Below are 25,455 nucleotides of genomic sequence, written 5' to 3' on the forward strand. Positions count from 1 at the left end.
GGCCGGGCCGTTGTCGGTGAAGCCCCTTACGCGTAGCGGCTTTTGACAGCGCCTAGTGCCGCGGCAGGCAACGTTTGCCCGTGAAGGAGCGGCGTCCGGTGCGTGCTCTGGGGGTGCCCCCTGCTCGAAGAGCTCGGGGGAGTGCCGGCCGGAAGCCCTCGTACCGGACGTACTTGGCCTTTCGGCCGGTGCGGCGAGAGGGCGTGCCGGGCGTCGCGACGGGGCGAACGTTGCCTCCCGCGGCACTAGCGGCGGCGCCTCAGTGTCCGCCAGCCGAACAGGACCACCAGGGCCGCGCCGGCGGCGATCGCCCCGGTCTTGAGGTTGCCGCCCAGGCCCTCGCCACCGCCGTCGGACGAGCCCGAACCACCCCGGTCCGACGCCGAGTCGGACCCGTCCGTCCCCGGCGCGTCCTGCGGCTCCACCGGGCTGTCCGCCCCCTCGGCGCCGTACATCAGCGTCCTGCCGTCCGCGGTGTAGGTGACGGACTCGCCCTGCCCCAGGAAGGGCACGCCGAGCCGCTCCTTCTTCTTGATCCTCCCGCCGTTCCAGTCGTAGGCGATCGCGCCGAAGTAGCTGCGCACGACGAGGTGCCGACCGTCCGGGGACAGCGTGGCGTCGGTGGCCTCCAGGTCGGGGACCGCGGCGATCGGACGGAACACGTTCGTCCCGGACGGGGAGAGCCGCGCCGGGCCCTCGTACAGGTGCCCGCCCTTCTCGTTCTTGTCGACGAGGTAGACCCTGCCGGTCTTCGGGTGCACCACGAGGGACTCGGCGTCCCGCGCGCCGTCGGAGTACTTCACGACGTACTGGGTGGCCTTGATCGTCTGGTCGCGCAGGTTCTTCGGCTCGGGCAGCCGGTAGATCCAGACGTACGGCCAGGTGCCACCGAGGTTGTCGCCGATGTCACCGACGTAGATCTGGTCGTCCGGACCGATGGAGATGGCCTCGACGTCGCGCGGGCTGCCCACGCCGGACATGGTGATCGTGGCGACCGTCTCGCCCGTCGAGCTGTCGACGGCGTAGAGGTACGCGCCGTCGTCGCTGTCGTTGTGCGTCCAGTAGATGCCCTGGTGCTGCCGTGAGGCCGCCAGGCCGCTGGACTCGGTGATGCGCGGGTCCTTGATCGTGAACTTCTCGTCGCCGTCGGCGGCGGAGGCGGGCGCGGCGAGGGCCCCCGTGAGGAGGGCCGCGGCGAGCAGTGGGAACGGTCTGCGCATACCCCAAGCCTGCCATCCGGCCCGGCGATTCACCGACGTAATGGATCACAGGCCCGCATGAGCGGCCGGGGTGAGTGTCCCGACTCACACCCCGTCGGCCGTCGAGATCGTTCATCATGAGCGGATGCTCAGGTTCATGCCCGTCGGTGACTCCATGACGATCGGAAGCGCGGGCGAACACACATGGCGCTACCGGCTGTGGCAGCACCTGTGCCGTTCCTACGGCGGCCCCTTCACCCTCGTCGGCCCGCGCGAGACGCTCTACGACAAGCTCGCCGAGGCCCCTGTGTCGTACGAGTACGCCGAACCGGACTTCCCCCGTGCCCACCTGGCCGGCTGGGGCGAGGGCTGGCAGCACATGGCACCGCTGATCGGCGAGGCGGTGCGGTCCTGCCGCGCCGACGTGCTTCTGGTCTCCCTGGGCCTGATCGACCTGGGCTTCTACACCAACGCCGAGCAGACCGCCGACAACGTCCGGGCGTTCGTGTCCGAGGCGCGGGCGGCGAACCGGCGGGTGGGCATGGTGTGGCTGCCGGTCACCCCGAACGTGCGCGCCCACGCCGACGAGGCCTTCGCCGGTGAGGTCGCCCGCTTCAACGAACTCCTCGCCAAGACGGCAGCCGACCTCGACGAGCCCGGCTCCCCCGTCCTCCTGGCCTCACCCCCGCCCACGTACGACGTCGCCACGGACACCTACGACGGCACCCACCCCAACGCGAGCGGCGAACACAAGATCGCGGCGGCGTTCGCGGAGGCGATGTACCAGGGCTGGGACGTGGCCGGGCCCTACGAGGAGTAGCCGTCCACGCATCGGGCGGTGGGCCCGCACACGAGGGTTCGTGCTTGCCTGGAGCGCACTCCAAGACGTTGGCTTGAGCCCCATGAAGTACACGCAGCTCGGACGCACGGGACTCAAGGTCAGCCGGCTCGTCCTCGGCACCATGAACTTCGGTCCGCAGACCGCCGAGGCCGCCGGCCACGCCATCATGGACGCGGCGCTGGACGCGGGCATCAACTTCTTCGACACCGCCAACGTGTACGGCTGGGGCGAGAACAAGGGCCGTACCGAAAGCATCATCGGCAACTGGTTCGCCAAGGGCGAGGGACGGCGCGACAAGGTCGTCCTCGCCACGAAGGTGTACGGCAACATGGGCGCCGACGGCCCGGCCTGGCCCAACCACGACAAGCTCTCCGCGGTCAACATCCGGCGGGCCGTGGACGCCAGCCTCAAGCGGCTCCAGACCGACCACATCGACGTCTACCAGTTCCACCACGTCGACCGGGACACCCCCTTCGACGAGATCTGGCAGGCCATCGACGTCCTGGTCCAGCAGGGCAAGATCCTCTACGTGGGGTCGTCGAACTTCCCCGGCTACAAGATCGCCCAGGCCAACGAGATCGCCGCCCGGCGCGGCGGGACCATCGGGCTGGTCAGCGAGCAGTGCCTGTACAACCTCGCCGAGCGGCGCGCGGAGATGGAGGTCATCCCGGCCGCGCAGGAGTACGGGCTCGGGGTCATCCCCTGGTCGCCGCTGCACGGCGGTCTGCTGGGCGGTGTGCTCAAGAAGGAGGTGCAGGGCGGCCGCCGCGCCTCCGGCCGGGCGGCCGACGCGCTGGGCGACCCCGCCACCCGGGCACAGATCCAGTCCTACGAGGACCTGCTCGACAAGCACGGCGTCGAGCCCGGCGAGGCCGCCCTGGCCTGGCTGCTCACCCGTCCCGGCGTGACCGGCCCGATCGTCGGCCCCCGCACCGCCGAGCAGCTCGCCTCCGCCGTGCGCGCGTCCGAGCTGGACCTCTCCGAGGACCTCCTGGCCGCCCTGGACGAGATCTTCCCGGGCCCGGGCCCGAGCCCGGAGGCTTTCGCCTGGTAGGTCGCCCCACAGGGGCGCGGGGGCTGCGCGACCGGTCTCCGCCGGCCCGAAGCCGGCAAACAGCCGTCCGCAGTCCCCCGCCGCCCCGGCCCTACCTCCCGATCACGGAAGCGAGGGCGACGACGAGAAACATCAGCACGAGCACACCGGCCATGATCCGGTTGCGGGTTTTCGGGTCCACGGCATCGAGCCTAACCGGCACCCCCGAGTGCCCAGCGCCCGACCGCCTCGTACCGGGGCTGCTCCCCCCGCACTCCCGAGGTCGGCAGATCACTGCGCACCAGGCAGAGCTCCCGCACGGTCCAGCTCCGGCCCGTGAACCCCGCGAGGGCGTCGAGGTAGGGCCGTACGTCCCCCGCGGCGCGGCTCCGCGCCACGGTCAGATGGGGCTTGTACCGCCGGTGCTCCCCCATCGGCACCCCCGCCTTGCGCGCCGCCGCCTCGGCCCGCTCGGCCAGCAGGCGGAGGGTCGCCAGATCCCCCTCGGCCCCGGCCCACAGCGCCTTCCCGTGCCCGAACTGGCCCCCGCCCCGCACGGCCAGGGCGAACGGCTCGGTACGGCGTGCGGCCCGCTCCAGCCGCTCCGACAGCCCGGGCACGAGACCGTCGTCGACCTCGCCGTAGAACGCGAGGGTGAAGTGCCAGCCGGGGCGGCCGGTCCAGCGCATGCCGTCGGCGCCGGGCAGCCCGCGCAACTCGTCGACCACGGTGCCGAGTTCACGGCACACCTCGTCCGGGGGCAGCACGGCCGCGAAGAGTCTCATGGGTCCAGCCTGGCACCATGAGCCCATGCGGATCACCATCCGGGACGGCTGGCCCGACGACCTTCCCGCGATACTCGGCATGCTCGACAGCCGCGTGGAGTGGCTGGTCTCACAGGGGCGCACGGGGCAGTGGGGGACGAAGCCGCTGTCGCAGAGCCCGAAGACGGTGGAGTCGATCGGCCGGTACATGGCGGAGGGCAGCCGCGCCGGGGTCTCCCTCCTCCGCGTCGACTGTTACGCGGGCGACGACGGCAAACTCGTCCGCTACTACGAGTCCAACGGCTTCACCCGCACGGAGGCCTTCACGGTGGGCGAGAGCCAGTGGCCGGGGCAGTTGCTGGCCCGCAGGGTGTAGGCACGGGTCCCGCGGACCCGGGCGTGTCCTGGTCACCGTGCGTATCGTTGTACTGCTCGGCCGGATTCATCCACGGGTGCGGCCGGGGAGGAGCGCCACGATGACCGTCCTTGACGACAGGATCGAGATGGCCGAAAGCAGCGGCGAACTCACCCTCGACATGATGTTCGAGTGGGTGGAGACGATGCCCGTCCCCGAGGGTTACAAGGTCGAGATCGTCGGGGGGAACATCTTCATGGCGCCTCAGCGGGACACCCACTGGGACATCATCGCGGACATCTACGACCAGCTGCGCAGCAAGTATCCGCGCAAGCGCGTGAAGTCCGACGTCCGCGTCGACTACCCGGGCCACCTCAACGGCTTCGCCTCCGACATCACCGTGATGGCGGAGAACTCGACGAAGAACGACAAGGGCCTGTGGCGCTACCAGGACGTCGAGTTCGTCGCCGAGGTGATCTCCAGGAAGACCGCGGCGAACGACTACGGCCCCAAGAAGGACGCCTACGCCGCCGCCGGTGTGCCGGTGTACCTGATCGTGGATCCGTACACCGGCCGCTGGCACCTGCACACCAAGCCCAAGGACGGCGAGTACCGGGGCGAGCTGAGCCTCGACTTCGGGGACGAGATCGACCTGACCGGAACCGTGGTCGGGCTCGTCCTCGAGACCGGCGAGTTCCCCCGGGACTGACGCCGCACTACGCCGCGGGAGCCAGCGCCTCCTGCTGCTCCCGGGGCACGAACCGCACCCGGGGGTGCCCGCCGTGCCAGCCCACCGACAGGCGCAGGTTGCCGACGCGGGCCAGGATCAGGCCGATGACGGCGGCGGCGACCGCTGCCACCGCGCCGCCGGTCGCGAGGCCGATCCGGGCGCCGTAGCTGTCGGTGATCCAGCCGACGATCGGGGCCCCGACCGGCGAGCCGCCCAGGAAGATCATCATGTAGAGGGCCATGACACGGCCGCGCATCGCCGGGTCCGTGGACATCTGGATGCTGGTGTTCGTCGTGACGTTGACCGTCATGCCGAACAGCCCCAGCGGGACCATGAGCAGGGCGAACATCCACAGCGTGGGGGTCGTCGCGGCCAGGATCTCCAGCGCGCCGAAAGCCATCGCCGCCACGATCAGCAGCCGCAGCCGGGCCGTGCCCCGCCGCGCGGCGAGCAGGGCGCCCACCACCGAGCCGACCGCCATGAGGGTGTTGAACATGCTGTACGCACCCGCGCCCGCGTGGAAGACGTCGTCCGCGAAGGCCGAGAGGTACACGGGGAAGTTGAAGGCGAACGTCCCGACGAAACCGACCAGGACGATCGGCCAGATCAGCTCCGGGCGGCCGGTGACGTAGCGCACGCCCTCCCGCAGCTGCCCCTTGCCGCGCGGGGCGCGCTCCACGACGTGCAGCTCCCGGGCGCGCATCAGCAGCAGGCCGGTGAGCGGTGCGATGAAGGACAGGCCGTTGAAGAGGAACGCGTAGCCGGTGCCGACGCCGGTGATGAGGAGGCCCGCGACGGCGGGGCCGACCAGGCGGGCCGACTGGAAGTTCGCCGAGTTCAGGCTGACCGCGTTCTGCAGCTGCCCCGGGCCGACCAGCTCGGAGACGAAGGACTGCCGGGCCGGGTTGTCCACGACGGTGGCGAGACCGACCGCGAAGGCGGCGACGTACACGTGCCACACCTGGACGTGCCCGGTGAGGGTGAGGACCGCCAGGGCGATCGCGGTGAGTGCCATGGCGGACTGCGTCACGAGCAGCGTGGGCCGCTTGCGCAGCCGGTCGACGAGGACACCGCCGTAGAGGCCGAAGAGCAGCATCGGCAGGAACTGGAGGGCGGTCGTGATGCCGACGGCGGCGGAGGAGCCGGTGAGGCTGAGCACCAGCCAGTCCTGGGCGATGCGCTGCATCCAGGTGCCGATGTTGGAGACGACCTGGCCCATGAAGAACAGGCGGTAGTTCCTGACCTTCAGGGAGGAGAACATCGTGGACTTGCGGGCGGGCCGGGCGGCGGGTGCGTCGGAGGTGGGCGGGGAATCGTGGGGGTCAGGTGCGGGGGCGGAAGCTGCTCCGGGTCCCGGACTCAAATGTGTCGCCTCCTTGCAACGGCCTGCTTACAGATGCGCGAGCTTCTCCAGCACGGGGGCGGCGGCGCGCAGTTTCGCCCACTCGTCCTCGTCGAGGTTCTCCACCAGCGTGGCCAGGAAGGCGTTCCGCTTGGCGCGGCTCTCCTCGAGCATGGTCTCGGCCTGCTCGGTGCGGGTGACGACCTTCTGGCGCCGGTCCTCGGGGTGCGGCTCCAGCCGGACCAGGCCCTTGGCCTCCAGCAGTGCCACGATGCGGGTCATCGACGGCGGCTGGACGTGCTCCTTGCGGGCGAGTTCGCCCGGCGTGGCCTTGCCGCAGAGCGACAGGGTGCCCAGCACCGACATCTCGGTGGGGCTGAGCGATTCGTCGACCCGCTGGTGCTTGAGCCGACGGGACAGCCGCATCACCGCGGATCGGAGGGAGTTCACGGCGGCTACGTCGTCGCCATGGTTGAGGTCCGGCATGTTCTTTAGCGTAACTCATTACTCTCGCTAAAGACCAGCCGGAATGCGCACCGCCGCCCGTGACGCCCGCCACTGAACCGTGACATCACTCATACGGGTGACACGGCGGCAAAAGGTGCCCCGCCGGACCGAACGGTACCGCGACCCTCGTGCTCATGGGGACCAGCGTGCTCAGCCTGCGAATAGACCACGACCTGCTCGAACGGCTCCGGCACCATGCCGCGAAAAGGGGAATGAGCGTCCAGGACTACGTCGTCCGGACGCTCGTTCGAGATGACTTCGACCAGCGGTTCCAGGCCGCCGTCGAGGAGACGGAGAGGTTCTACGGCACCCCCGGATCTCCGGACTCCTTCGGCACCCCCGACCCCACCGGCTCCCCGGGCTCCGGGGACGAGGATCAGGTCAGACCCAGCGCCGGCATCAGGTAGTAGAAGGCGAACACCGCCGCCACCGCGTACATCGCCGGCGGCACCTCCCGGCCCCGTCCGGCCGCCAGCCGCAGCACCACGAAGGTGATGAAGCCCATGCCGATGCCGTTGGTGATCGAGTAGGTGAACGGCATCATCAGCATCGTCACGAAGGCCGGGACGGCGATCGTGTAGTCCGCCCAGTCGATCTCCTTCACCGACCCGGCCAGGATCAGGAAGCCGACCGCGACCAGGGCGGGGGTGGCCGCCTGGGACGGGACCATCGTGGCGACCGGTGTCAGGAACAGGGCGACGGCGAAGAGACCGCCGGTGACGACGTTCGCCAGCCCGGTCCGGGCACCCTCGCCGACACCGGCCGTGGACTCGACGAACGCGGTCGTTGCGGAGGAGGAGCTGGCACCGCCGGCGGCGACCGCGAGGCCGTCGACGAACAGCACCTTGTTGATGCCGGGCATCTGCCCCTCACCGTCGGTCAGCTTCGCCTCGTCGGAGACGCCCATGATCGTGCCCATCGCGTCGAAGAAGCACGACAGCAGCACGGTGAAGACGAACAGCACCCCGGTCAGCATGCCGACCTTGCCGAAACCGCCGAACAGGCTGACCTGCCCGATCAGGCCGAAGTCGGGACTGGCGACCGGGTTGCCGGGCCACTTGGGCGTGGTGAGGCCCCAGCTCGGCACCTCGGCCACCGCGTTGATGATCACCGCGAGGACCGTCATGGCGACGATCGAGATCAGGATCGCTCCGGAGACCTTGCGCACGATCAGCGCCAGGGTCAGCAGCACGCCGAGCACGAAGACCAGTACCGGCCAGCCGTTCAGATGACCGTCGCCGCCCAGCTGGAGCGGGACGGTGGTCTGCGCGGCGTCCGGGATCCGGGAGACGAAGCCCGCGTCGACCAGCCCGATCAGCATGATGAACAGGCCGATACCGATGGAGATGGCCTTGCGCAGCCCGTAGGGCACGGCGTTCATGACGCGCTCGCGCAGCCCCGTGGCGACCAGCAGCATGACCACGAACCCGGCGAGGACGACCATGCCCATCGCGTCCGGCCAGGACATGCGCGGGGCGAGCTGGAGGGCGACGACCGAGTTCACGCCGAGGCCGGCGGCCAGCGCGATCGGGACGTTGCCGATGACACCCATGAGGAGGGTGGTGAGCGCGGCCGTGAGGGCGGTCGCGGTGACCAGCTGCCCGTTGTCGAGCTGGTGACCGTACATGTCCTTGGCGCTGCCGAGGATGATCGGGTTCAGCACGATGATGTAGGCCATCGCGAAGAAGGTGGCGAGACCGCCCCGGACCTCGCGCGGCAGGGTGCTGCCCCGCTCGGAGATCCGGAAGAAGCGGTCGAGTGTGCCGTACGTGCGCCCGGCTCCCGGCTGATCAGGGGCGGGGACCTTGGCGGGAGCCGAGGAGGACATGTGTTTGGTGGTTCCTACGAAGAGAAGTGGTCAGACACAAACCGGTTCAGTATGAACATATAAAGCCCCCATCGGCCATCTCCGCGCGTAGACCTGATCGCCTCGTAAGCTGTCCCCATGGCGAAGTGGACCCCCAGACACGAGGCGCCGGAGCCCCTGGAGGGCCCCGTGGTCGCCACCATCACCGGCGGCACGATCCTGTGGTTCGTCCTCTTCCTCGTCCAGCTCCCGTTCTACGGCTGGTTCGACGATCATGGCCACACCTGGTGGGTGTGGACCTGCCTGGCCGGTGGCGGGCTGGGACTGATCGGCATCTGGTACGTCCGCAGGCGCGAGGCGGCGATCAAACGGGCCGCGGCCGGCGACCCGGCGACGGCACCCCCGGTCGACCAGACGCCGTCCTGACCGTTCTCCGCCGAGACACGCCCCCACCCCCTCCCTACGCTCGTATCAGGCGGCGAAACGCTCGAAAACCGTCGGCGCGGAACCGCCGCCCGACCGGTGAGGAGCGCAGTGATGACGATGCAGAACAGCGTGGCCGAAGCCGACCGCGCCCTGAAGTCCAAGCACCGGGCGATGTGGGCCCAGGGCGACTACCCCTCCGTGGCCGCCGAACTCATACCCGAGCTGGGCCCGATCCTGGTCGAGGCGTGCGGGGTGCGGTCCGGGCAGCGGGTGCTGGACGTGGGCGCCGGCTCCGGCAACGCCGCGATCCCCGCGGCCCTGGCCGGCGCGGACGTGGTCGCCTCCGACCTGACCCCCGAACTCTTCGAGGCCGGCCGGCGGGTGGCCGAGAAGCAGGGGGCGCGGCTCGCCTGGCAGGAGGCGGACGCCGAGGCCCTGCCGTTCCGCGACGCGGAGTTCGACACCGTGCTGTCCTGCGTCGGCGTCATGTTCGCCCCCCACCACCAGCAGGCCGCCGACGAACTCGTCCGGGTCTGCCGTCCGGGCGGCACCATCGGGCTGCTCAGCTGGACACCACAGGGCTTCATCGGCCGGATGTTCGCCGTGATGAAGCCGTACGCGCCGCCGCCCCCGCCCGGAGCCAAGCCGCCGCCGCTGTGGGGGGACGAGGACCATGTCCGTGCCCTGCTCGGCGACCGGGTCACGGACGTCCGCGCCGAGCGCGGCACGGTCCGCGTCGACCGCTTCGAGACGCCCGAGGCGTTCCGCGACTACTTCAAGGAGCGCTACGGCCCCACCATCAGCGTCTACAAGAACATCGCCGGCGAACCCGAACGCGCCGCGGCCCTCGACGGCGCCCTGGTGGACCTCGCCCGCGACGGCGACCTCGGCACGGGCCCGGGCGGGACCGCCCTGGAGTGGGAGTACCTGCTCCTCACGGCGCGCCGGGCGGGCTGACGGCGGGGCGCGGCACCGTGGTCCCACGGCATACAACTGCCGTAGGACGACGGCACGGAGTCCGTCCACCCCGAGTCGGATCTTCACCGCATTCAGCGGGTGAAGCGGCAAAACCGCACGTACCGTCGATTGCATGACGCATCTCGACGCGGGTGCCCGCCCCGACTCCGTACGGCCGGCGACGGTCACCTCCCGCGAGACCGGCCTGACCGCGGCTCAGGTCGCCGAACGGGTGGAGCGCGGGCAGGTCAACGACGTCCCGGTGCGCAGCAGCCGGTCCACCCTCGACATCGTCCGGGCCAACGTCTTCACCCGCTTCAACGCGATCATCGGCGTGCTGTGGCTGATCATGCTGGTGGTCGCGCCGATCCAGGACAGCCTGTTCGGGTTCGTGATCCTCGCCAACACCGGCATCGGGATCGTGCAGGAGTGGCGGGCGAAGAAGACGCTCGACTCGCTCGCGCTGATCGGCGAGGTCCGGCCGACCGTGCGCCGCGACGGAACCGCGGGCCAGGTCGGCACGAGCGAGATCGTGCTGGACGACCTGATCGAGATCGGGCCCGGGGACAAGGTCGTCGTCGACGGCGTCTGCGTCGAGGCGGACGGCCTGGAGATCGACGAGTCGCTGCTCACGGGCGAGGCCGACCCGGTCCTGAAACAGCCGGGCGACCACGTCATGTCGGGCAGCTTCGTCGTGGCCGGCGGCGGGGCCTTCCAGGCGACGAAGGTCGGCCGTGAGGCCTACGCCGCCCAGCTCGCCGAGGAGGCCTCCCGCTTCACCCTCGTCCAGTCCGAGCTGCGCTCGGGTATCTCCACGATCCTCAAGTACGTCACCTGGATGATGGTCCCGACCGCGATCGGGCTGGTCGTCAGCCAGCTGGTCGTGAAGGAGAACGCCTTCGACGACTCCGTCGCCCGCACGGTCGGCGGCATCGTCCCGATGGTCCCCGAGGGCCTCGTCCTGCTCACCTCCGTCGCCTTCGCCATCGGTGTGATCCGGCTCGGCCGCAAGCAGTGCCTGGTGCAGGAGCTGCCCGCGATCGAGGGGCTGGCCCGGGTCGACACGGTCTGCCTCGACAAGACCGGCACCCTCACCGAGGGCGGCATGGACGTCACCGAGCTGCGCCCGCTCCAGGGCGCCGAGGAGACCTACGTACGGAAGGTGCTCGGCGCGCTCGGCGCGTCGGACCCGCGGCCGAATGCCTCCCTGAAGGCGATCATCGACGCCTACCCGGCCGTGGAGGGCTGGCACTGCACCGAGGCCCTGCCGTTCTCCTCGGCCCGCAAGTACAGCGGCGCCGCGTTCAGCGAGGGCGACGGCCGGTCCGGCCGGTGGCTGCTGGGCGCACCCGACGTGCTGCTGGCCGAGGACGATCCGGCCCTGACCGAGACCGGTCGGCTGAACGAGCAGGGTCTGCGCGTGCTGCTGCTGGCCCGGGTCGCGCGGGACCTGGACGACCCCGACGTGGCGAAGGGCGCGCAGCCCACCGCGCTGGTCGTGCTGGAACAGCGGCTGAGGCCGGACGCCGCCGACACCCTGCGCTACTTCGCCGACCAGAACGTCCGGGCCAAGGTCATCTCCGGTGACAACGCGGTGTCGGTCGGCGCGGTCGCCGCCAAGCTCGGGCTGTCGGGCACCACCGTGGACGCTCGGCGGCTGCCCGCCGAGCAGGACGGGATGGCCGACGCCCTCGACGACGGCACGGTGTTCGGGCGGGTCACCCCGCAGCAGAAGCGGACCATGGTGGGCGCGCTGCAGGCCCGCGGGCACACGGTCGCCATGACGGGCGACGGGGTGAACGACGTCCTCGCCCTGAAGGACGCCGACATCGGCGTGGCGATGGGCTCCGGCTCGGAGGCGACCCGGGCGGTCGCGCAGATCGTGCTGCTGAACAACAGCTTCGCGACGCTGCCGTCGGTGGTCGCCGAGGGGCGCCGGGTCATCGGCAACATCACGCGGGTGGCGACGCTGTTCCTCGTCAAGACGGTCTATTCGGTGCTGCTAGCCGTGCTGGTGGTGTGCTCGCAGGTGGAGTACCCGTTCCTGCCCCGCCACCTGACGCTGCTGTCGACGCTGACCATCGGCATCCCGGCGTTCTTCCTGGCGCTCGCGCCCAACAAGGAGCGCGCGAAGCCGAACTTCGTGCGGCGGGTCATGCGGTACGCGATCCCGGGCGGGGTCGTGGCGGCGCTGGCGACCTTCGCGACGTATCTGCTCGCCCGGGAGCACTACACGGGGGCGGGGGCGCTGGACGCGGAGACCAGCGCGGCGACGCTCACGCTGTTCCTGGTCTCGATATGGGTGCTGGCGATCATCGCCCGCCCGTACACGTGGTGGCGGATCGCCCTGGTCGCCTCGATGGGCGGGGCGTTCATGGTGGTGCTGGTCGTGCCGTGGCTGCAGCACTTCTTCGCGCTGAAGCTGGTGGGGATGACGATGCCGTGGACTGCCGTCGGCATCGCCGTGGTCGCGGCGGTCACCCTTGAGGTTCTGTGGAGGTGGGTGGACCGCCGCTTTCCCGCATAGCACCGAGGGGCGGGGTTCGAGGTGCGCTGCGGCGCCGTCTCGGCTGGTCGCGCCCACGCGGCGGAGCCGCACATCGATACAGCCCCGCCTCCCTTACGTGGCGCCTTTACTTCACGTCGACGTAGTCGCCCGTGGCGTTGACGGACGGGGTGGTTGTCGTGCCGGCGAAGCTGAAGCGCCAGTAGCCGTCGTACTGGGCGGTGGCGGTGGCCTTCACGTTGCCGTACTGGTCCGAGGTCACCGTCTTGACCGTGGTGTACGTGCTGGTGCCCGCCTTGCGGAACTGGAGCTTGACCGGCTGGCCGGTGTAGCCGTGGTAGGCGTTGTCCTCCCAGTTGGCACGGGACAGCTTGCCGGTGGACGTGATGGTCTTGCCCTTGGAGACGGGCTCCGGGCCGGCGTTGACGGTCAGCTTGGAGTAGCGCTGCACCTTGACGGTGCCCAGGCCGCCCTGCGTCTTCTCGGCGTCGTCGCTGGTGACGGCGAGGGCACCGGCGCCCCAGGTGCCGGCGTCGGAGTTGAACAGGTCGCCGTCGGCCGGGCGGATGCTGATGACGCCCTTGCAGTTGAGGACCGTGGAGGAGGCGGCGGTGCAGGTGGCCGGGTCGTCGCTGATGAGGACGTTGTCCGCGGTGTCCACCGAGGAACCGTGGTAGATCAGCGGGCCGGTGGCGAAGTTGTCGGAGCTCGTGTCGAGGTCCTCGGCGTGGGTCACGGTGAAGGTGACCGGCACGCTCACCACGTTGGTGGTGCCGACGACTATGTTCTTGCCGCTGTTGACCTTCACGTCGGAGAAGGTGACGTCGAGGGTCGACGCGGTGGTGCCGGTGCCCGCGTCGGCCGCGGCGGAGCTGAAGGCCTGCCTGCCGGAGGGGGCGTCGGCGGCCTGCGCGGCCGGGACGACTAGGGCGGACAGGGCCAGGGCGCCGGCGACGGCGGCCACGGTGGCTCGCATGTGCATGTGTTTCCCCATGGGGAGAAGTGATCTGGGAGTCTGACTGACTCGGATGATCAGATCCACGAGCCCCGGGCGGGGTTGTAGGGCCGGACCGGCTTTTTGCCGTCTCATCCGCAACGTTTGACGCGCGCGTGGCACAGGGACGACGTGGGGACGACACCGCCGGCCCCGGCATGGCTCCGGGACCGGCGGTGTCGTAGCCGCTGGGGCGCTTTACTGCACGTCGACGAAGTCACCCGTGGCGTTGACCGCCGGGGTGGTCGTGGTGCCCGCGAAGGAGTAGCGGAAGTAGCCGTCCGTCGAGGCGGTGACGGTGGTCTTCAGCTCGCCCGTGCTGTTGGACGTGATCGTCTTGAGGGTGGTGTAGGTGTCGCTGCCCTTCTTGCGGAACTGCAGCTTCACCGACTGGTTGGTGTACCCGTGGTACTGGTTGTCGTCCCAGTTGGCTCGGGACAGCTTGCCGGTGACCGTGATGGTCCTGCCCTTCGTCACGGGCTCCGGCGAGGCGTTGACCGTCAGCTTGGAGTAGCGCTGGAGCTTGAAGGAGTTCGTCGGGTCCTGCACCTTGACGCCGACGTTGTCCAGGTTCGGGTTCTCCGGGTCCTCGCCGTTGAACGCGACCGCGAACGCGGCCGCCTTCCAGGAGCCCGCGTCCTCGTTCAGCAGCGCGAACGGGTCGATCTCCACGGTGGCCTTGCAGCTCGCGACGGTCGCGGAGGAGTCCGTGCAGGTCGCGTCGTTGCTGTCGAAGAAGAACACGGACTCCTCGAACGAGGCGCCGCGGTACAGCTCGACGCCCGCGAAGAAGTCAGCGGCGTGGATGTTCACTTCCGTGCCGTGGGTCAGCGTGAAGGACACGGGGACCTTGACCAGGTTGGTGGTGCCCACGGCGATGTTCTTGCCGTTGTTGACCTTCACCGAGGAGAAGGTCGCGTTCAGGACGGTCGGCTCGCCGTCCACGCCGCCGACGAAGGCCGACCGGCCGGAGTCGGCGTGAACGACCTCGCTGGCGGCGGCGATGTCCGCGGGAACCTTCGGCTCCGCGGCCTGCGCGGCCGGGACGGCGAGGGCGGAGAGGGCCAGGGCGCCGGTGACGGCGGCCACGGTGGCTCGGATACGCATGCGTTCTCCAGGTGGAGAGGGACCCCGGTGCTCGTCGTCGGCTCTCGGGGCCCAAGTGATCGTGGAGTCTGTTGACTCACGTGATCAGATAACTGAGTCATACGCATGGTTGTACGACAGGTGAAAACTTTGTGCGGGAGTTTTCACCGCCCGTCGGACGCGGCCGCAGCCGCACGCCGCACGTCACCACCGGCTCAGTCGAACCACCGGTCCCGGGCCAGTTCGTCCGTGCGGGACGGGTCCTCCAGCAGGGCCGCCACCTCGAAGCGACGCGGCCACTGTCCCGCGGCCCAGGCGAGCCCCGCGGCGACGCCCTCCAGGGTGGCGGCGTGCAGGACGCCGTCGTCGGTGAGCCGCCAGTCGATCTCCACGCCGTCGACGACGAGTTCCTCGTGCTCGACGTAGGAGGACGGGGTCAGCCGGCCCAGCAGTACCCGCACCGGCTCCGGCACGTCGTGCTCGGTGCCCTCGGAGGTGACCTCCCCCGTGACCGACTCGCTCAGCCGCCGCACCTGGAACAGTTCGGCCAGCCCGGCGGCGCGTGACGGGCGTACGGGCAGCAGCGGAACGCCTTCGGTGAACGGCAGCAGGTCGGGCGAGTCGCACACCACGGCGTCGGCCGCGTCCACGACCTCCACCCGGCCGTCGACGACGGCCCGCAGGTCGTCCGGCAGGGTCACCTGCTCGGGATCCAGGTCGGCCAACGCCCCGTACAGGGCATGCAGCTGAGCGCCCGTCACCTCCCGCTCGGGGTCGGCGAGCCGGTCGAGCAGCTCGGCGGCGCCGCCGGGCTCGTCCAGCAGCGCGGCGACGGACGTCCGCACGCCCAGCGCCCGCAGCACCTGCTCGTCTTCAAAGCCGGTCGCGTCGGCCTCGTCGTACAGCCCGCGCAGCAGCGGGTCGCCGCCTGCGGCCCGCAGGCCGGCCGGGCGGCGGCCGTCGAGCACCGGGTTCCCGCGCAGCCACCAGGCGGTGTACGGGCGGACGACCTCGTGCGTCCCGTCCGGCAGCAGGATCCGCACGGGCTGCACGATCGCGTCCCTGAACGGCGGCCGGGACAGCAGCGCCAGCGCCTGCGCCCACTTGTCGTCGTCGACGAGGTCCAGGTCCCGTACGGCGACGATCTCGGTGGCGACCGGCGGCACAGGACTGTCCGGGAAGCGGTCGAGGACGTCCTCGCACCAGACGTCGACGGCGTCCAGCAGGCCCGCGTCGTCGGGTTCTGCGAAGTCGCCCTCGCGGGGTTCGAGTTCGTCCGGGTCGAGGACGACGTCGGTGGCGCGGACGAGCGCGAAGTCCACCAGGACACCGCAGGCGGCGAGCGGCTGCTCGCCCCACTTCTCGGCCAGTTCGGCGTCCACCGCGGCGAGTTCGCCCTCGCGCATGACCTGAGCGAAGGGCCCTCCGGGGAAGACGAGTTCGCAGGCCGGGGCCGGTTCGCCGTCCTCGTCGGGCAGGGCGAGCGCGCCGAGCCAGGGCTCGTCACCGGGCTCCAGGCCGGCGTCCCGCACCAGCGCGAGCACGGTGTCGGCCAGTTCGTCGGCGTCGAGGGAGTCCTCTTCCCAGTTCACGCCGCCCTCGTCGTCCAGGGACGCGGCGACGGCGACCCGGACCTGCGGGGTGGTGAGGACCGCCCGGGGGGTGGCGGGCAGGGCGCCGAGCTTCTCCAGGATCGGGTGGGCGGCGTCGGGGTGGGCGACCTTGAGACCGAGCCGGGCCAGCACCTCGGGGTCGATCCGGGCGGCCTCCGCGCCCGGCAGCAGGATCTGCCGGGGCCCGATGGTCGTACGGCCGTCGGCGAGCGGCACCGGGAGCCCCGACAGGCGGTCCGGGTCGATCCCGGCCAGGCTGTCGTAGAGCCGCCGCCACCAGCCGGGTTCCTTCTCCAGGCCGGCCAGCCGGTCGATCGCGTCGGTCAGCGGGACGCGGGCGACGCCCAGGGTCCGCAGCTCGGCGCGGCGCTCCAGTCCGGCGGGCAGCAGGGTGGGAAGCACCTCGGCGAGCACCCGCACGGTGTCGGCGCCCGCGCCCTCGACGACCTCGGCGTCGCGCGGCCGCAGGGATTCCGGCAGCTCGTCGTCCTCGCGGGGCGGGAGCGCGGGCGGCAGGAAGGAGGTCCGCGGCAGCCGCTGGAGGATCGCCTGGCGCAGGGCGCCGTCCAGTTCGCCCTTGCCGAGCGGGCCCGGCACGAGGTCGATGATCCCGCCGGTCACCGGCCGCCAGTCGCCGAGGAGTTCGGCGTAGGCGTCGGCGGCGCGCTGGACGAGGAAGTCGGTCAGCGGCCCGGGGGCGGCGTGCCGGCGGGTGGAGTCCAGCGGGAACGAGGCGATGAGCAGCGCCGGGACGCCGAGCGGTTCGTCGCTCGGGGTGGGGGCGTGCACGACGGCGTCGGTGCGGGGCCTGGCCGGGCTGCCGTCGCTGTCCACGGGCACGGCCCACGTGACGGACCAGTGGGGCCGCAGCCGCTCCTCGACGGGCCGGTCGGCGAGGAGGTCGGGGGTGAGGGGGCCGTGCGCGGCGGCGGTGCGCCAGTGGGTGACGCCGTGGGCCGAGTCGTCGACGACGGTGAAGGCGCCGTCCGTGCGGCGGGTGAGGGTTCGCGGGCTCTCCCCGTTGATCTCGACGACCAGCTCTTGGAGTCCGGGCAGGGTGAGCAGCAGGGCGTCGTCGACGGCCCGTAGCAGGCGCTCGGCGAGATCGGCGGCCGGGGTGTCGCGCAGCGGCAGGATGACGGCGGTGTCGTAGGGGGCGGGGGCGGTGCCCTCGGCGGCGTACGGCAGTCGCAGCAGGGGGACGTGGCCGTCGCGGCGCCGGACCTCGTCGCCGAGGCCGGGGCTGTGCCGGGCGGTCTCGGCGGCCAGGGCCCTGGCCTCGGCCAGCGACCACCGCACACCGCCGTGCCGGCCGACGACGGCGGGCTCGTCAGTGACGGAGAGCACGGCGGCGAAGCCGACCCCGAACCGCCCGACGGACGACGTGTCGCCGGTCTCCCGCTTGGCCGACGCGCGCAGGGTGGACAGCGACTCGACGCCGGCCGCGTCCAGCGGGGCACCGGTGTTGGCGGCGACGAGCACGCCGTCGCGCAGGGTGAGCCGCAGCCGGCCCGGTACTCCCGCCCGGGCGGCCGCGTCGGCGGCGTTCTGGGCGAGTTCCACGACGAGCCGGTCCCGGTAGCCGCCGAGGACCAGGTCCTCCTCGGCGTTGGCGTCCTCACGGAACCGGGCGGGGCTGGTGGCCCAGGCGTCGAGGACACCGCGCCGCAGACGGGCGGTACCGAACGGATCGGCCCCCTCGGCGGCGGGCCGCACGAACTTGCTGCTCACGTTCCGTTCCTTCTCCTCGTGGACGTGAGGAGAAGGTACCGCTTGGGGAGCGGACGGTGTGCGCCCGCCCGGCGCGGGCTGCCGGGGCGGTGACGGTGGGACGCGGGGGCTACGAGTGCCCCAGGTCCTCCGTGTCCGCGTCGGCGGTCGGTGTCACCGAGCCGGAGTCCGGGGCCGGGCGCAGCGGGAACGGGTCGACGCGGGTCTCGTCGATGACCGGGGCGGCCGGCTGGGGCGGCCGGGGCATGACGGCGGCCTCGGAGTGGCCGCCGCAGCCGTAGGCGAGGGAGACCAGACGGCCGTCGGCCGGGGAGAACTCGTTGGCGCAGGCGCCGAAGGCCTGGCCGAGGGAACCGCCGATGGGGACGAGGAAGCCGCAGCTGACGCAGGCCGCGGGAGCCGACTGGGCCATGGGGGTCTTCGGGCCGAACGCCTCCTCCCAGCGGTCGGCCGCGCTGTACAGGCCGTAGCGGGACAGGACGCGGGCCCGGCGCATGCCCAGTTCCTCGGCGACCGCCGGGATCGAACCGCGGGAGGGGGCGACCGTGAAGCCGGACGCGGAGCCGCCGGTGAGGTCCGCGTCCTCCGCCTCGACCAGGTCGGCCATCTCGTGCGACACAGGCACCTTCGGCGCCGCCTCGTCCTCGCCCGAGTAGCCCGGTTCCAGCCGCAGGTCCTCGGCGTCGGTGGGCAGCAGGTCGCCGGGCCCCATGTCGCCCGGGCGCAGCCGCTCGCTCCACGGCACCCACTCGGGCGCCAGCACCGCGTCCGGGCCGGGCAGCAGCGCCGCCTCGTCCACCGTGACGATCTTCGCGCGGGAGGCCCGGGCCACCGTCACCGCCCAGCGCCAGCCCCGGTAGCCGAGCTCCCGGCACTCGAAGAAGTGCGTGACAACGCGGTCCCCCTCGGAGACCAGCCCCACGTGCTCCCCGACGATTCCGGGCGCGGCGGCCTCCTCGGCTGCGGCGCGTGCGAGGTCGACGGCCTCGGCGCACAGACGGTCAGGGGTGCGGCTTCGCGTTGTCGCTGCGCTCACAGGTATCGCTTCTCTCCATACGCCGTCTCACGAGTGCGCCACTCCCGGCACAGGGGCGGACGGAGCGGACCGGGGGACCGCGTCGACGTCCTTCATCCATTTTGCGGGATGGCTGAGATACGCACGCTACCCTTCCGCCCCACTTCGCGTACACCGCCGGTCCTGTTGCGCCGCCCACCGGACCCGCGGGCCGCCGCCCCGGGCCGTCACCCCACAGGCCCTATACAAGCGGTAATGGCACTACCCACGGCCTTATCGGGGCACTATGACGTCGTGGCAGCCGCGAAGACACCCCCGGGCGCCACCGGGACCGGTGGGTCGAAAGGGGTCAAGGGAGGCATCCGACCGGGCGGACCGGGCCGTGTGGGCGGCTCCTTCCGCAAGATCGGCCGTGCCCTGCATTTCCCGGTGACCGGCACGGCCCGCGGCATCCGCAAGGCCACGCACGCGCACGGCGCGGGTGAGTCCGGCCTCGGCAAGCTGATCGAACTGCACGGGGTGAACGGCGCCGGGGACGTCATGATCACCGTCGCCCTCGCCTCCACCGTCTTCTTCTCGGTGCCCACCGACGAGGCGCGCGGGCGCGTCGCGCTCTACCTCGCCATCACCATGGCGCCCTTCACGCTCCTCGCGCCCGTCATCGGCCCTCTCCTGGACCGTCTGCCGCACGGCCGCCGCGCCGCCATGGCCGGGGCGATGCTGGCCCGGGCGCTGCTCGCGCTCGTCCTGTCCGGCGCGGTCGTCAGCGGCGGCCTGGAGCTGTACCCGGCCGCGCTCGGCGTCCTCGTCTCGTCGAAGGCGTACGGCGTGGTGAGAAGCGCCGTCGTGCCCCGGCTGCTGCCCCCGCGTTTCTCGCTGGTGAAGGCCAACTCCCGGGTCACCCTCGGCGGCCTGCTCGCCACCGGCATCGCCGCGCCCGTCGGCGCCGGACTCCAGCAGATCGGCCCGCGCTGGCCCCTGTACGGCGCCTTCGTGCTGTTCGTGACGGGGACGGTCCTGTCGTTCACACTGCCGCCGAAGGTCGACTCCGCCAAGGGTGAGGACCGTGCCCTGCTGGCGGCGGACGAGCAGCACCTGCACGGGCTGCACCGGCAGCCGGTCAAACGTCCCGGGCTGCGCACGGTCGGCCCGGCGGTCACGCACGCCCTGGCCGCCAACGCCGCCATCCGCTGTCTGACCGGGTTCCTGATCTTCTTCCTGGCGTTCCTGCTGCGCGAGCACCCGGTGTCCGGCCAGAGCGCCGCCGTGTCCCTGGGGATAGTGGGCGTGTCGGCGGGCGTGGGCAACGCGCTCGGTACGGCCGTGGGGGCGTGGCTGCGGTCCCGGGCACCGGAGATCATCATCGTGACGGTCGTGGCGTGCGTGGCGGGGGCGGCGATCACGGCGGCGGTGTTCTTCGGGGCGGTCATGGTGGCCGGTCTGGCGGCGATCGCCGGTTTCGCGCAGGCCCTGGCGAAGCTGTCGCTGGACGCGCTGATCCAGCGGGACGTGCCGGAGCTCGTCCGTACGTCGGCCTTCGCCCGCTCCGAGACCCTGCTGCAGGTCTCCTGGGTGCTGGGCGGTGCGATCGGCATCGTGATGCCGCTCAACGGCACGGCCGGGCTGGCGGTGGGCGCCGCGATCGTCGGTATCGGGTGGCTGACGACCGTACGGGGGCTGATCGACTCGGCCCGGCGTGGCGGCACGGGGCGGGCGCGGGTGGCGTAGGTGCCGCGTGGGGCGGCCGGGGGCGCAGGGGCCCTTCCGATGGATCTGCCGGGGAGCCGTACCCCGCGTGGGCGGTCCTCCGCGCGGGCCCGATAGCCTTCGCCCATGAACACGTTGCAATCCGTTGTGCGACGCCGCCGCGCCGTCGCCGTCGCCGGCGTCGTATCCGCCGGACTGCTCGTCCTGTCGGCCTGTGACAAGCCGACGCCGATGGCCACGGTCACCGTGGGCAGCGACTCGGTGAACTCCGAGGCCACCTGCGGCGGCGAGGGCGACGCCCTGAAGCCGTCCGATCTCGCCGGGTGCCTGAAGGACAAGGGCATCAAGAGCATCTCCGTCGACCCCGACGAGACGGTGCGCTTCGGGGTGGACCCCGAGATCGCCGACGAGGGCTGGACGATCCTGATGAACGGTCAGCCGCTGACCGACTCCAGCACGAAGACCTACCGCACGATTCCGGGCAGCGTGTTCTTCAACGCCCAGTACGGCGCGCAGGGCAACTCGACGCTGGTTTCCATCAAGGAGGGCGGCAAGGACCCGTCCGGCCTGTGGAACTTCAAGCTGAAGAAGGACGCCTGATCGCTGCCGCTCGGCCTCGCCGGGTGCTTGTCGCCACCGCGGTTCCTGTGGAGAGGGACGCGGTGGCTGCTGGGCTGGGGGCGTTGCCCCTGGGGCCCGATGAAGCGGTGCTCGGCGCTGCCGGCCGTGCTCACCCGTTCCGCCCCGGCGGAACGACTGCCCACGGCGGGAGCGATGCGGCTGCGCACGGCGGTGACAGAGGCTGCTCGCTCGATGTGATCGCCGTCGGAGTGGGGCCCGCGCTTGCCGCTGCCTCTGCCGCTTCCGCCCTTACCGCCGCCGCTCTCGAGGGGGCGCCCTACGACCTCGTGGTCTGCGCCGGGATCGGGGGCGGGTTTCTCCCCAGGGCGCCTGTGGGGTCGCTGGTCGTCGCCGACGAGGTCGTCGCGGCCGATCTGGGGGCCGAGACCGCGGAGGGGTTCGTGCCGGTCACCGAGCTCGGGTTCGGGACCGTCAGGCATGAGCCGCCCGCCGATCTGGTGCGGCGGGTCGCCGAGGCCACCGGGGCCCGCACCGGGGCCGTGCTCACCGTGTCGACCGTGACCGGGACGGCCGCCCGGGCCGCCGCGCTGCAGGAGCGGCACCCCACCGCCCTCGCCGAGGCCATGGAGGGCTTCGGCGTCGCCGAGGCCGCCGCCGCGCACGGCGTGCCCGTGCTGGAGATCCGGGCGATCTCCAACCCCGTTGGGCCGCGCGACCGCGCCGCGTGGCGTATCGCCGACGCCCTGGCAGCCTTGACCGAGGGGTTCGGGAAGCTCACGCCCGTACTGGAGGGTTGGAACCGGCATGACCGCTGAGCAGCTGCAGATCGCCTACTCGCCCTGCCCGAACGACACGTTCGTCTTCGACGCCCTGGCCCACGACCGGGTCCCGGGCGCGCCCGCCCTCGACGTGACGTTCGCCGACATCGACATCACCAACGGCATGGCCGAGCGCGGCGAGTTCGACGTGCTGAAGGTGTCGTACGCCGTACTGCCCTACGTCCTCGACGACTACGCCCTGCTGCCGTGCGGGGGCGCGCTGGGGCGGGGCTGCGGGCCGCTGGTACTGACGCGGGAGGCCGATGTCGACCTGGCCGGCCGTACCGTCGCCGTGCCCGGTGAGAAGTCCACCGCCTACCTGCTGTTCCGGCTGTGGGCCGCGGACACCCTGGACGGCGGGGTCGGCGAGATCGTCGTCATGCCGTTCCACGAGATCATGCCGGCCGTGCGGGACGGGAAGGTCGACGCGGGGCTCGTGATCCACGAGGCGCGCTTCACCTACGGCGAGTACGGGCTGCACAAGCTCGCCGACATGGGCGAGCACTGGGAGCACACGACGGGGCTGCCGATCCCGCTGGGCGCGATCATCGCCAAGCGGTCGCTGGGCGAGCAGAAGCTGCGGCTGCTGGCCGACTCGATCCGGACGTCCGTGCGCGCCGCCTGGGACGACCCCGAGGCGTCCCGGCCGTACGTCATGGAGCACGCCCAGGAGATGGACCCGGCCGTCGCCGACCAGCACATCGGGCTGTACGTCAACGAGTTCACCGCGGGTCTGGGCGAGGACGGCTACGCGGCCGTGCGCGGGCTGCTCACCCGCGCGGCGGCCGAGGGACTCGTACCGCCCCTCGGCCCGGACGCGCTGCGTTTCCCCTGATCGGCGTCACCCGTCCGGATCGGCGTCACACGTCCAGCTGGTCGGCGACCGCGCGCAGCAGGCCGGCGATCTTCTTGCCGGCCGTCTTCTCCGGGTAGCGGCCCCGCTCCAGCATGGGCGTGATGTTCTCCAGCAGCGTCGTCAGGTCCTGCACGATGGAGGCCAGCTCGTCCGGCTTCTTGCGGGTCGCGGCGGCCACGGACGGGGTGGGGTCCAGGATCGCCAGGGACAGCGCCTGGTCACCGCGCTGTCCGGCGACGACGCCGAACTCCACTCGCTGACCCGGCTTGAGTGTCTCGACTCCGGCGGGGAGGACCGAGGAATGGACGAAGACGTCACCGCCGTCGTCGCGGGAGAGAAAGCCGAAGCCCTTCTCACTGTTGAACCACTTGACCTTGCCGGTGGGCACGTCTGTCCTCGTCCTCGTACTCGTCGGAAAACTGCTTCGGGAAACGGCTCTTGATAGCACTCGGGCGGGTCGTACGGACCCGCCGGTACCAAGGCTAATGCTCTTGCAGCCGGTGACAAGACGTCACCCGGTTGTTCCTTCGCGCTGGGAACTACCCTGGTCGGGTGCGTGACAAAACCCAAACGAATTCCGCCGCTCCCGGTGACCGCCTGGTCCGGGCCGGAGCCGTCGTCTTCTTCATCGGTGCCCTGGCCACACTGGTCACGGTCGCCCCTCTGCTGTTCGGGACGACTCCCTTTCCGACGTACATGTTCGGATTGAGCATGCTCATGGCCGTCGGATTCCTGATGGCCGGTGCCGGGGTGCTGTGTTCCGTGGCGGCGGGACGGCGTCAGGCGCGCGCGGGGCGGTAGTCCGAAAGCCACCGCGGGAATTCGGTCAGATCGGAGAGGACGACGTCCGCGCCGGCCGCGCGCAGTTCCTCCGGCGGGCAGGGGCCGGTGGCCACCGCGACCGAGAGCGCCCCGGCGGCCCGGGCGCCGCGGACGTCCCCGACGTGGTCGCCGACGTAGACGCCCGCGCCGTGCTCACGCAGGGCCTCCGCCTTCTGCTCGGCCCACAGGTCGCCGATGACGGCGTCGGGCTCGATGCCGAGGTGGGCGAGGTGCAGCTTGGCGTTGGGCTCGTACTTGGCGGTGACGACTATCGCGCGTCCTTCGGCCTCCCGTACGGCCGCGATGGCCTCGCGGGCGCCGGTCAGCGCCGGGGTCGCGGTGATGGCGATCGTCGGGTACATCTCCCGGTACAGGTCCGCCATGACCGGGATCTCCTCGGCCGGGAACCAGTGGATCAGTTCGTCGGCCAGCGGCGGCCCGAGCCGGGTGACCGCCAGGTCGGCGTCGATGTACGTGCCCGTCCGCTCGGACAGCGCCTGGTAGCAGGCGCGGATGCCGGGCCGGGAGTCGATGAGGGTCATGTCGAGGTCGAAGCCGACGGTGAGCACGGGCGGGGTCGTGAAGGCCATATGGGCCATTGTGCCCAGGGCGTGTGAACGGCAGACGGTCCGCCCGGCACCCACGGCCCCGGAGGAGTCCGCTAACGCGCGCGCTGGGAGCGCCACACCAGGAACAGGGCCGACGCCACCGCCGCACCCCTGACCACCCACGGCCAGGTCTCCGACACCGCCGCGTTCATCTGGCCCTCGGCGATCGGGGTCCCCCAGCGGCCGTTCATCCGGCCCCACAACCAGAGCAGGCCCCCCGCCACGGACAGGCCGGGCAGGATCACGACCGCCCACTTGGTCTCGGCCTGGGTCAAGCGGCGTGAGGCGTAGGCGATGAGCCAGCCGAGCAGCAGCACGAACCAGTTGCCGAGCACGGCACCGGCGACCAGGCACCCGGCGGCGATCAGCAGAAGCGGGTTGCTCCAGTTCCCGGCGGGGAGGGGGACGAGACGGCGGCCTCTCTTCTCGGTCACCCGCGCCGCCTCGACGACCGGCTCCGCCTCCTCGGCGGCCGGCTTCTCCGGCTCCGGCTTCCGCGGCGCCGGCGGCTTCAGCAGGTCCGGCAGCTCCACGCCGCCCACGAAGCCCGGCACCTCGTCGCCCACGCCGAAGGAGCCGCTGTCCACCCGCCACCAGTCGGGCTGGACCGCGCTGTCGCCGAGCTCGTGCCCGGCGGCCAGGTGCGGCGGGGCCGGTCCGTCGGAGGACGCGGCGTGCGGCTCCTCGGCGGGGCGTGCGGGTCGGGGCCGGGGTACGACGCGCCGCACGACTCCCTTGGCCCGCTCGGCCCGCTCCACCGGCTCGGTGTCGCGCTGCACCGGCACGGAGGCGGCGGCGCCGCGCGACTCACCGCCCGTACCGTCCGCCGCGGCGGTCACGACGTCGTCGGGGCTGCCCAGACGGGACAGGATGCGGCGGACCGCGGCGGGCGAGTCGACGGTGACTTTGGCGCGACGCTTGTCGATCTCGTTGCGCAGGTCGGCGACCAGACGCATCCGCGTGGCCGACGACAACTGCCGCTGCTGGGCCACGTCGCCGACACGGCTCAGATACTCGTAAACGACCTGGTCGCTCTCAATCCCCACGAAGTCCCCTCCGGGGCGGGTGCGTTGCGTGACGCCGTTCGCACGACGGTACCGCGCGTGCCCGCAGGGCCGCCAAAAGCCCCTCCCGCGTACGGGGGCGAGGCGGCGCA

Annotated in this window: 25 protein-coding genes; 13 read left to right on the forward strand and 12 right to left on the reverse strand. The window is 71.6% G+C overall.

Annotated features, from left to right (window positions below; genetic code table 11):
- Positions 1 to 245 precede the first annotated feature (245 nt).
- The gene (locus ACFZDI_RS26265; RefSeq protein ID WP_391253690.1) at positions 246 to 1,220 is read right to left on the reverse strand and encodes a WD40 repeat domain-containing protein; all 975 of its coding nucleotides are present in this window, start codon (positions 1,218 to 1,220) and stop codon (positions 246 to 248) included.
- A 124-nt stretch (positions 1,221 to 1,344) separates the two neighbouring features.
- On the opposite strand from ACFZDI_RS26265, the gene ACFZDI_RS26270 reads away from it, so the two are divergent.
- Both ACFZDI_RS26270 and ACFZDI_RS26275 read left to right on the forward strand, forming a co-directional pair.
- Positions 1,345 to 2,019 carry a GDSL-type esterase/lipase family protein gene (locus ACFZDI_RS26270; RefSeq protein WP_391253691.1) on the forward strand — a complete coding sequence of 225 codons (675 nt, stop codon included), beginning with the start codon at positions 1,345 to 1,347 and terminating at the stop codon, positions 2,017 to 2,019.
- A gap of 82 nt (positions 2,020 to 2,101) precedes the next feature.
- Positions 2,102 to 3,094, forward strand: a complete 993-nt coding sequence (locus tag ACFZDI_RS26275) for an aldo/keto reductase (protein ID WP_391253693.1) — start codon at positions 2,102 to 2,104, stop codon at positions 3,092 to 3,094.
- A gap of 191 nt (positions 3,095 to 3,285) precedes the next feature.
- On the opposite strand, the gene thpR is transcribed toward ACFZDI_RS26275, so the two are convergent.
- On the reverse strand, positions 3,286 to 3,858 hold the full coding sequence (gene thpR / locus ACFZDI_RS26280) for an RNA 2',3'-cyclic phosphodiesterase (protein ID WP_234850216.1): 573 nt from the start codon (positions 3,856 to 3,858) through the stop codon (positions 3,286 to 3,288).
- Positions 3,859 to 3,883: 25 nt separating this feature from the next.
- Between thpR and ACFZDI_RS26285 the strand changes: the two genes are divergently transcribed.
- Positions 3,884 to 4,213, forward strand: a complete 330-nt coding sequence (locus ACFZDI_RS26285) for a hypothetical protein (protein WP_391253696.1) — start codon at positions 3,884 to 3,886, stop codon at positions 4,211 to 4,213.
- Positions 4,214 to 4,313: 100 nt separating this feature from the next.
- Positions 4,314 to 4,901 carry a Uma2 family endonuclease gene (locus ACFZDI_RS26290; protein WP_234850218.1) on the forward strand — a complete coding sequence of 196 codons (588 nt, stop codon included), beginning with the start codon at positions 4,314 to 4,316 and terminating at the stop codon, positions 4,899 to 4,901.
- 7 nt (positions 4,902 to 4,908) lie between these two features.
- Here ACFZDI_RS26290 and ACFZDI_RS26295 read toward each other — a convergent pair whose 3' ends face one another.
- Both ACFZDI_RS26295 and ACFZDI_RS26300 read right to left on the reverse strand, forming a co-directional pair.
- On the reverse strand, positions 4,909 to 6,285 hold the full coding sequence (locus ACFZDI_RS26295) for an MFS transporter (protein WP_344368591.1): 1,377 nt from the start codon (positions 6,283 to 6,285) through the stop codon (positions 4,909 to 4,911).
- 27 nt (positions 6,286 to 6,312) lie between these two features.
- A complete protein-coding gene (locus tag ACFZDI_RS26300; RefSeq protein WP_234849655.1) occupies positions 6,313 to 6,750 on the reverse strand; it encodes a MarR family winged helix-turn-helix transcriptional regulator in 438 nt (145 codons plus the stop codon).
- Positions 6,751 to 6,905: 155 nt separating this feature from the next.
- On the opposite strand from ACFZDI_RS26300, the gene ACFZDI_RS26305 reads away from it, so the two are divergent.
- Positions 6,906 to 7,178, forward strand: a complete 273-nt coding sequence (locus ACFZDI_RS26305; RefSeq protein WP_234849654.1) for a BrnA antitoxin family protein — start codon at positions 6,906 to 6,908, stop codon at positions 7,176 to 7,178.
- Here ACFZDI_RS26305 and ACFZDI_RS26310 read toward each other — a convergent pair.
- On the reverse strand, positions 7,148 to 8,599 hold the full coding sequence (locus ACFZDI_RS26310; RefSeq protein ID WP_234849653.1) for an NCS2 family permease: 1,452 nt from the start codon (positions 8,597 to 8,599) through the stop codon (positions 7,148 to 7,150). The two genes, ACFZDI_RS26305 and ACFZDI_RS26310, sit on opposite strands and share 31 nt — an antisense overlap.
- 117 nt (positions 8,600 to 8,716) lie before the next feature.
- On the opposite strand from ACFZDI_RS26310, the gene ACFZDI_RS26315 reads away from it, so the two are divergent.
- The 3 genes from ACFZDI_RS26315 (at position 8,717) to ACFZDI_RS26325 (ending at position 12,488) form a co-directional block, all read left to right on the forward strand.
- Positions 8,717 to 9,004, forward strand: a complete 288-nt coding sequence (locus tag ACFZDI_RS26315; RefSeq protein ID WP_234849651.1) for a DUF2530 domain-containing protein — start codon at positions 8,717 to 8,719, stop codon at positions 9,002 to 9,004.
- A gap of 111 nt (positions 9,005 to 9,115) precedes the next feature.
- Positions 9,116 to 9,961, forward strand: a complete 846-nt coding sequence (locus ACFZDI_RS26320; RefSeq protein ID WP_391253699.1) for a methyltransferase domain-containing protein — start codon at positions 9,116 to 9,118, stop codon at positions 9,959 to 9,961.
- 133 nt (positions 9,962 to 10,094) lie between these two features.
- Positions 10,095 to 12,488: an HAD-IC family P-type ATPase gene (locus ACFZDI_RS26325; RefSeq protein WP_391253701.1), complete on the forward strand. Its 2,394-nt coding sequence runs from the start codon at positions 10,095 to 10,097 to the stop codon at positions 12,486 to 12,488.
- A 106-nt stretch (positions 12,489 to 12,594) separates the two neighbouring features.
- On the opposite strand, the gene ACFZDI_RS26330 is transcribed toward ACFZDI_RS26325, so the two are convergent.
- From ACFZDI_RS26330 to ACFZDI_RS26345, 4 genes are all read right to left on the reverse strand, one after another.
- On the reverse strand, positions 12,595 to 13,449 hold the full coding sequence (locus ACFZDI_RS26330) for a hypothetical protein (RefSeq protein WP_391253703.1): 855 nt from the start codon (positions 13,447 to 13,449) through the stop codon (positions 12,595 to 12,597).
- 210 nt (positions 13,450 to 13,659) lie between these two features.
- On the reverse strand, positions 13,660 to 14,568 hold the full coding sequence (locus tag ACFZDI_RS26335) for a hypothetical protein (protein WP_234849647.1): 909 nt from the start codon (positions 14,566 to 14,568) through the stop codon (positions 13,660 to 13,662).
- 194 nt (positions 14,569 to 14,762) lie between these two features.
- Entirely contained in the window at positions 14,763 to 17,891 is a 3,129-nt protein-coding gene (locus tag ACFZDI_RS26340; RefSeq protein WP_391253705.1) for a sacsin N-terminal ATP-binding-like domain-containing protein, read from the reverse strand.
- 109 nt (positions 17,892 to 18,000) lie between these two features.
- The gene (locus tag ACFZDI_RS26345) at positions 18,001 to 18,927 is read right to left on the reverse strand and encodes a DUF3027 domain-containing protein (RefSeq protein ID WP_391253707.1); all 927 of its coding nucleotides are present in this window, start codon (positions 18,925 to 18,927) and stop codon (positions 18,001 to 18,003) included.
- A gap of 273 nt (positions 18,928 to 19,200) precedes the next feature.
- Here ACFZDI_RS26345 and ACFZDI_RS26350 point away from each other — a divergent pair, with 273 nt between their 5' ends.
- The 4 genes from ACFZDI_RS26350 to ACFZDI_RS26365 all read left to right on the forward strand — a co-directional run bounded on the left by ACFZDI_RS26350 (position 19,201) and on the right by ACFZDI_RS26365 (position 22,848).
- Positions 19,201 to 20,634 (forward strand): MFS transporter, encoded by a 1,434-nt coding sequence (locus tag ACFZDI_RS26350; protein ID WP_234849643.1) that lies wholly within the window; start codon positions 19,201 to 19,203, stop codon positions 20,632 to 20,634.
- Positions 20,635 to 20,739: 105 nt separating this feature from the next.
- Positions 20,740 to 21,213: a DUF2771 domain-containing protein gene (locus ACFZDI_RS26355; protein ID WP_391253709.1), complete on the forward strand. Its 474-nt coding sequence runs from the start codon at positions 20,740 to 20,742 to the stop codon at positions 21,211 to 21,213.
- The gene (locus ACFZDI_RS26360; RefSeq protein WP_391253711.1) at positions 21,183 to 22,010 is read left to right on the forward strand and encodes a futalosine hydrolase; all 828 of its coding nucleotides are present in this window, start codon (positions 21,183 to 21,185) and stop codon (positions 22,008 to 22,010) included. The genes ACFZDI_RS26355 and ACFZDI_RS26360 overlap by 31 nt, the downstream gene beginning before the upstream one ends.
- Positions 22,000 to 22,848: a 1,4-dihydroxy-6-naphthoate synthase gene (locus ACFZDI_RS26365; protein ID WP_234849640.1), complete on the forward strand. Its 849-nt coding sequence runs from the start codon at positions 22,000 to 22,002 to the stop codon at positions 22,846 to 22,848. Before ACFZDI_RS26360 ends, ACFZDI_RS26365 begins: the two co-directional genes overlap by 11 nt.
- A gap of 25 nt (positions 22,849 to 22,873) precedes the next feature.
- Here the strand turns inward: ACFZDI_RS26365 and ACFZDI_RS26370 are convergent, their stop codons facing one another.
- A complete protein-coding gene (locus tag ACFZDI_RS26370) occupies positions 22,874 to 23,257 on the reverse strand; it encodes a cold-shock protein (RefSeq protein WP_003991106.1) in 384 nt (127 codons plus the stop codon).
- Positions 23,258 to 23,421: 164 nt separating this feature from the next.
- Here ACFZDI_RS26370 and ACFZDI_RS26375 point away from each other — a divergent pair, with 164 nt between their 5' ends.
- Entirely contained in the window at positions 23,422 to 23,670 is a 249-nt protein-coding gene (locus ACFZDI_RS26375) for a hypothetical protein (RefSeq protein ID WP_391253713.1), read from the forward strand.
- Here ACFZDI_RS26375 and ACFZDI_RS26380 read toward each other — a convergent pair.
- Both ACFZDI_RS26380 and ACFZDI_RS26385 read right to left on the reverse strand, forming a co-directional pair.
- The gene (locus ACFZDI_RS26380) at positions 23,649 to 24,290 is read right to left on the reverse strand and encodes a haloacid dehalogenase-like hydrolase (RefSeq protein ID WP_391253715.1); all 642 of its coding nucleotides are present in this window, start codon (positions 24,288 to 24,290) and stop codon (positions 23,649 to 23,651) included. The genes ACFZDI_RS26375 and ACFZDI_RS26380 overlap by 22 nt on opposite strands.
- 62 nt (positions 24,291 to 24,352) lie before the next feature.
- Positions 24,353 to 25,345, reverse strand: coding sequence for a hypothetical protein (locus ACFZDI_RS26385; protein ID WP_391253717.1), 993 nt, complete (start codon positions 25,343 to 25,345; stop codon positions 24,353 to 24,355).
- Between the last annotated feature and the right edge of the window lie 110 nt (positions 25,346 to 25,455).

The organism is Streptomyces sp. NPDC007907, assembly GCF_042959365.1.
In the GTDB taxonomy this organism is placed as follows: domain Bacteria; phylum Actinomycetota; class Actinomycetes; order Streptomycetales; family Streptomycetaceae; genus Streptomyces; species Streptomyces indiaensis.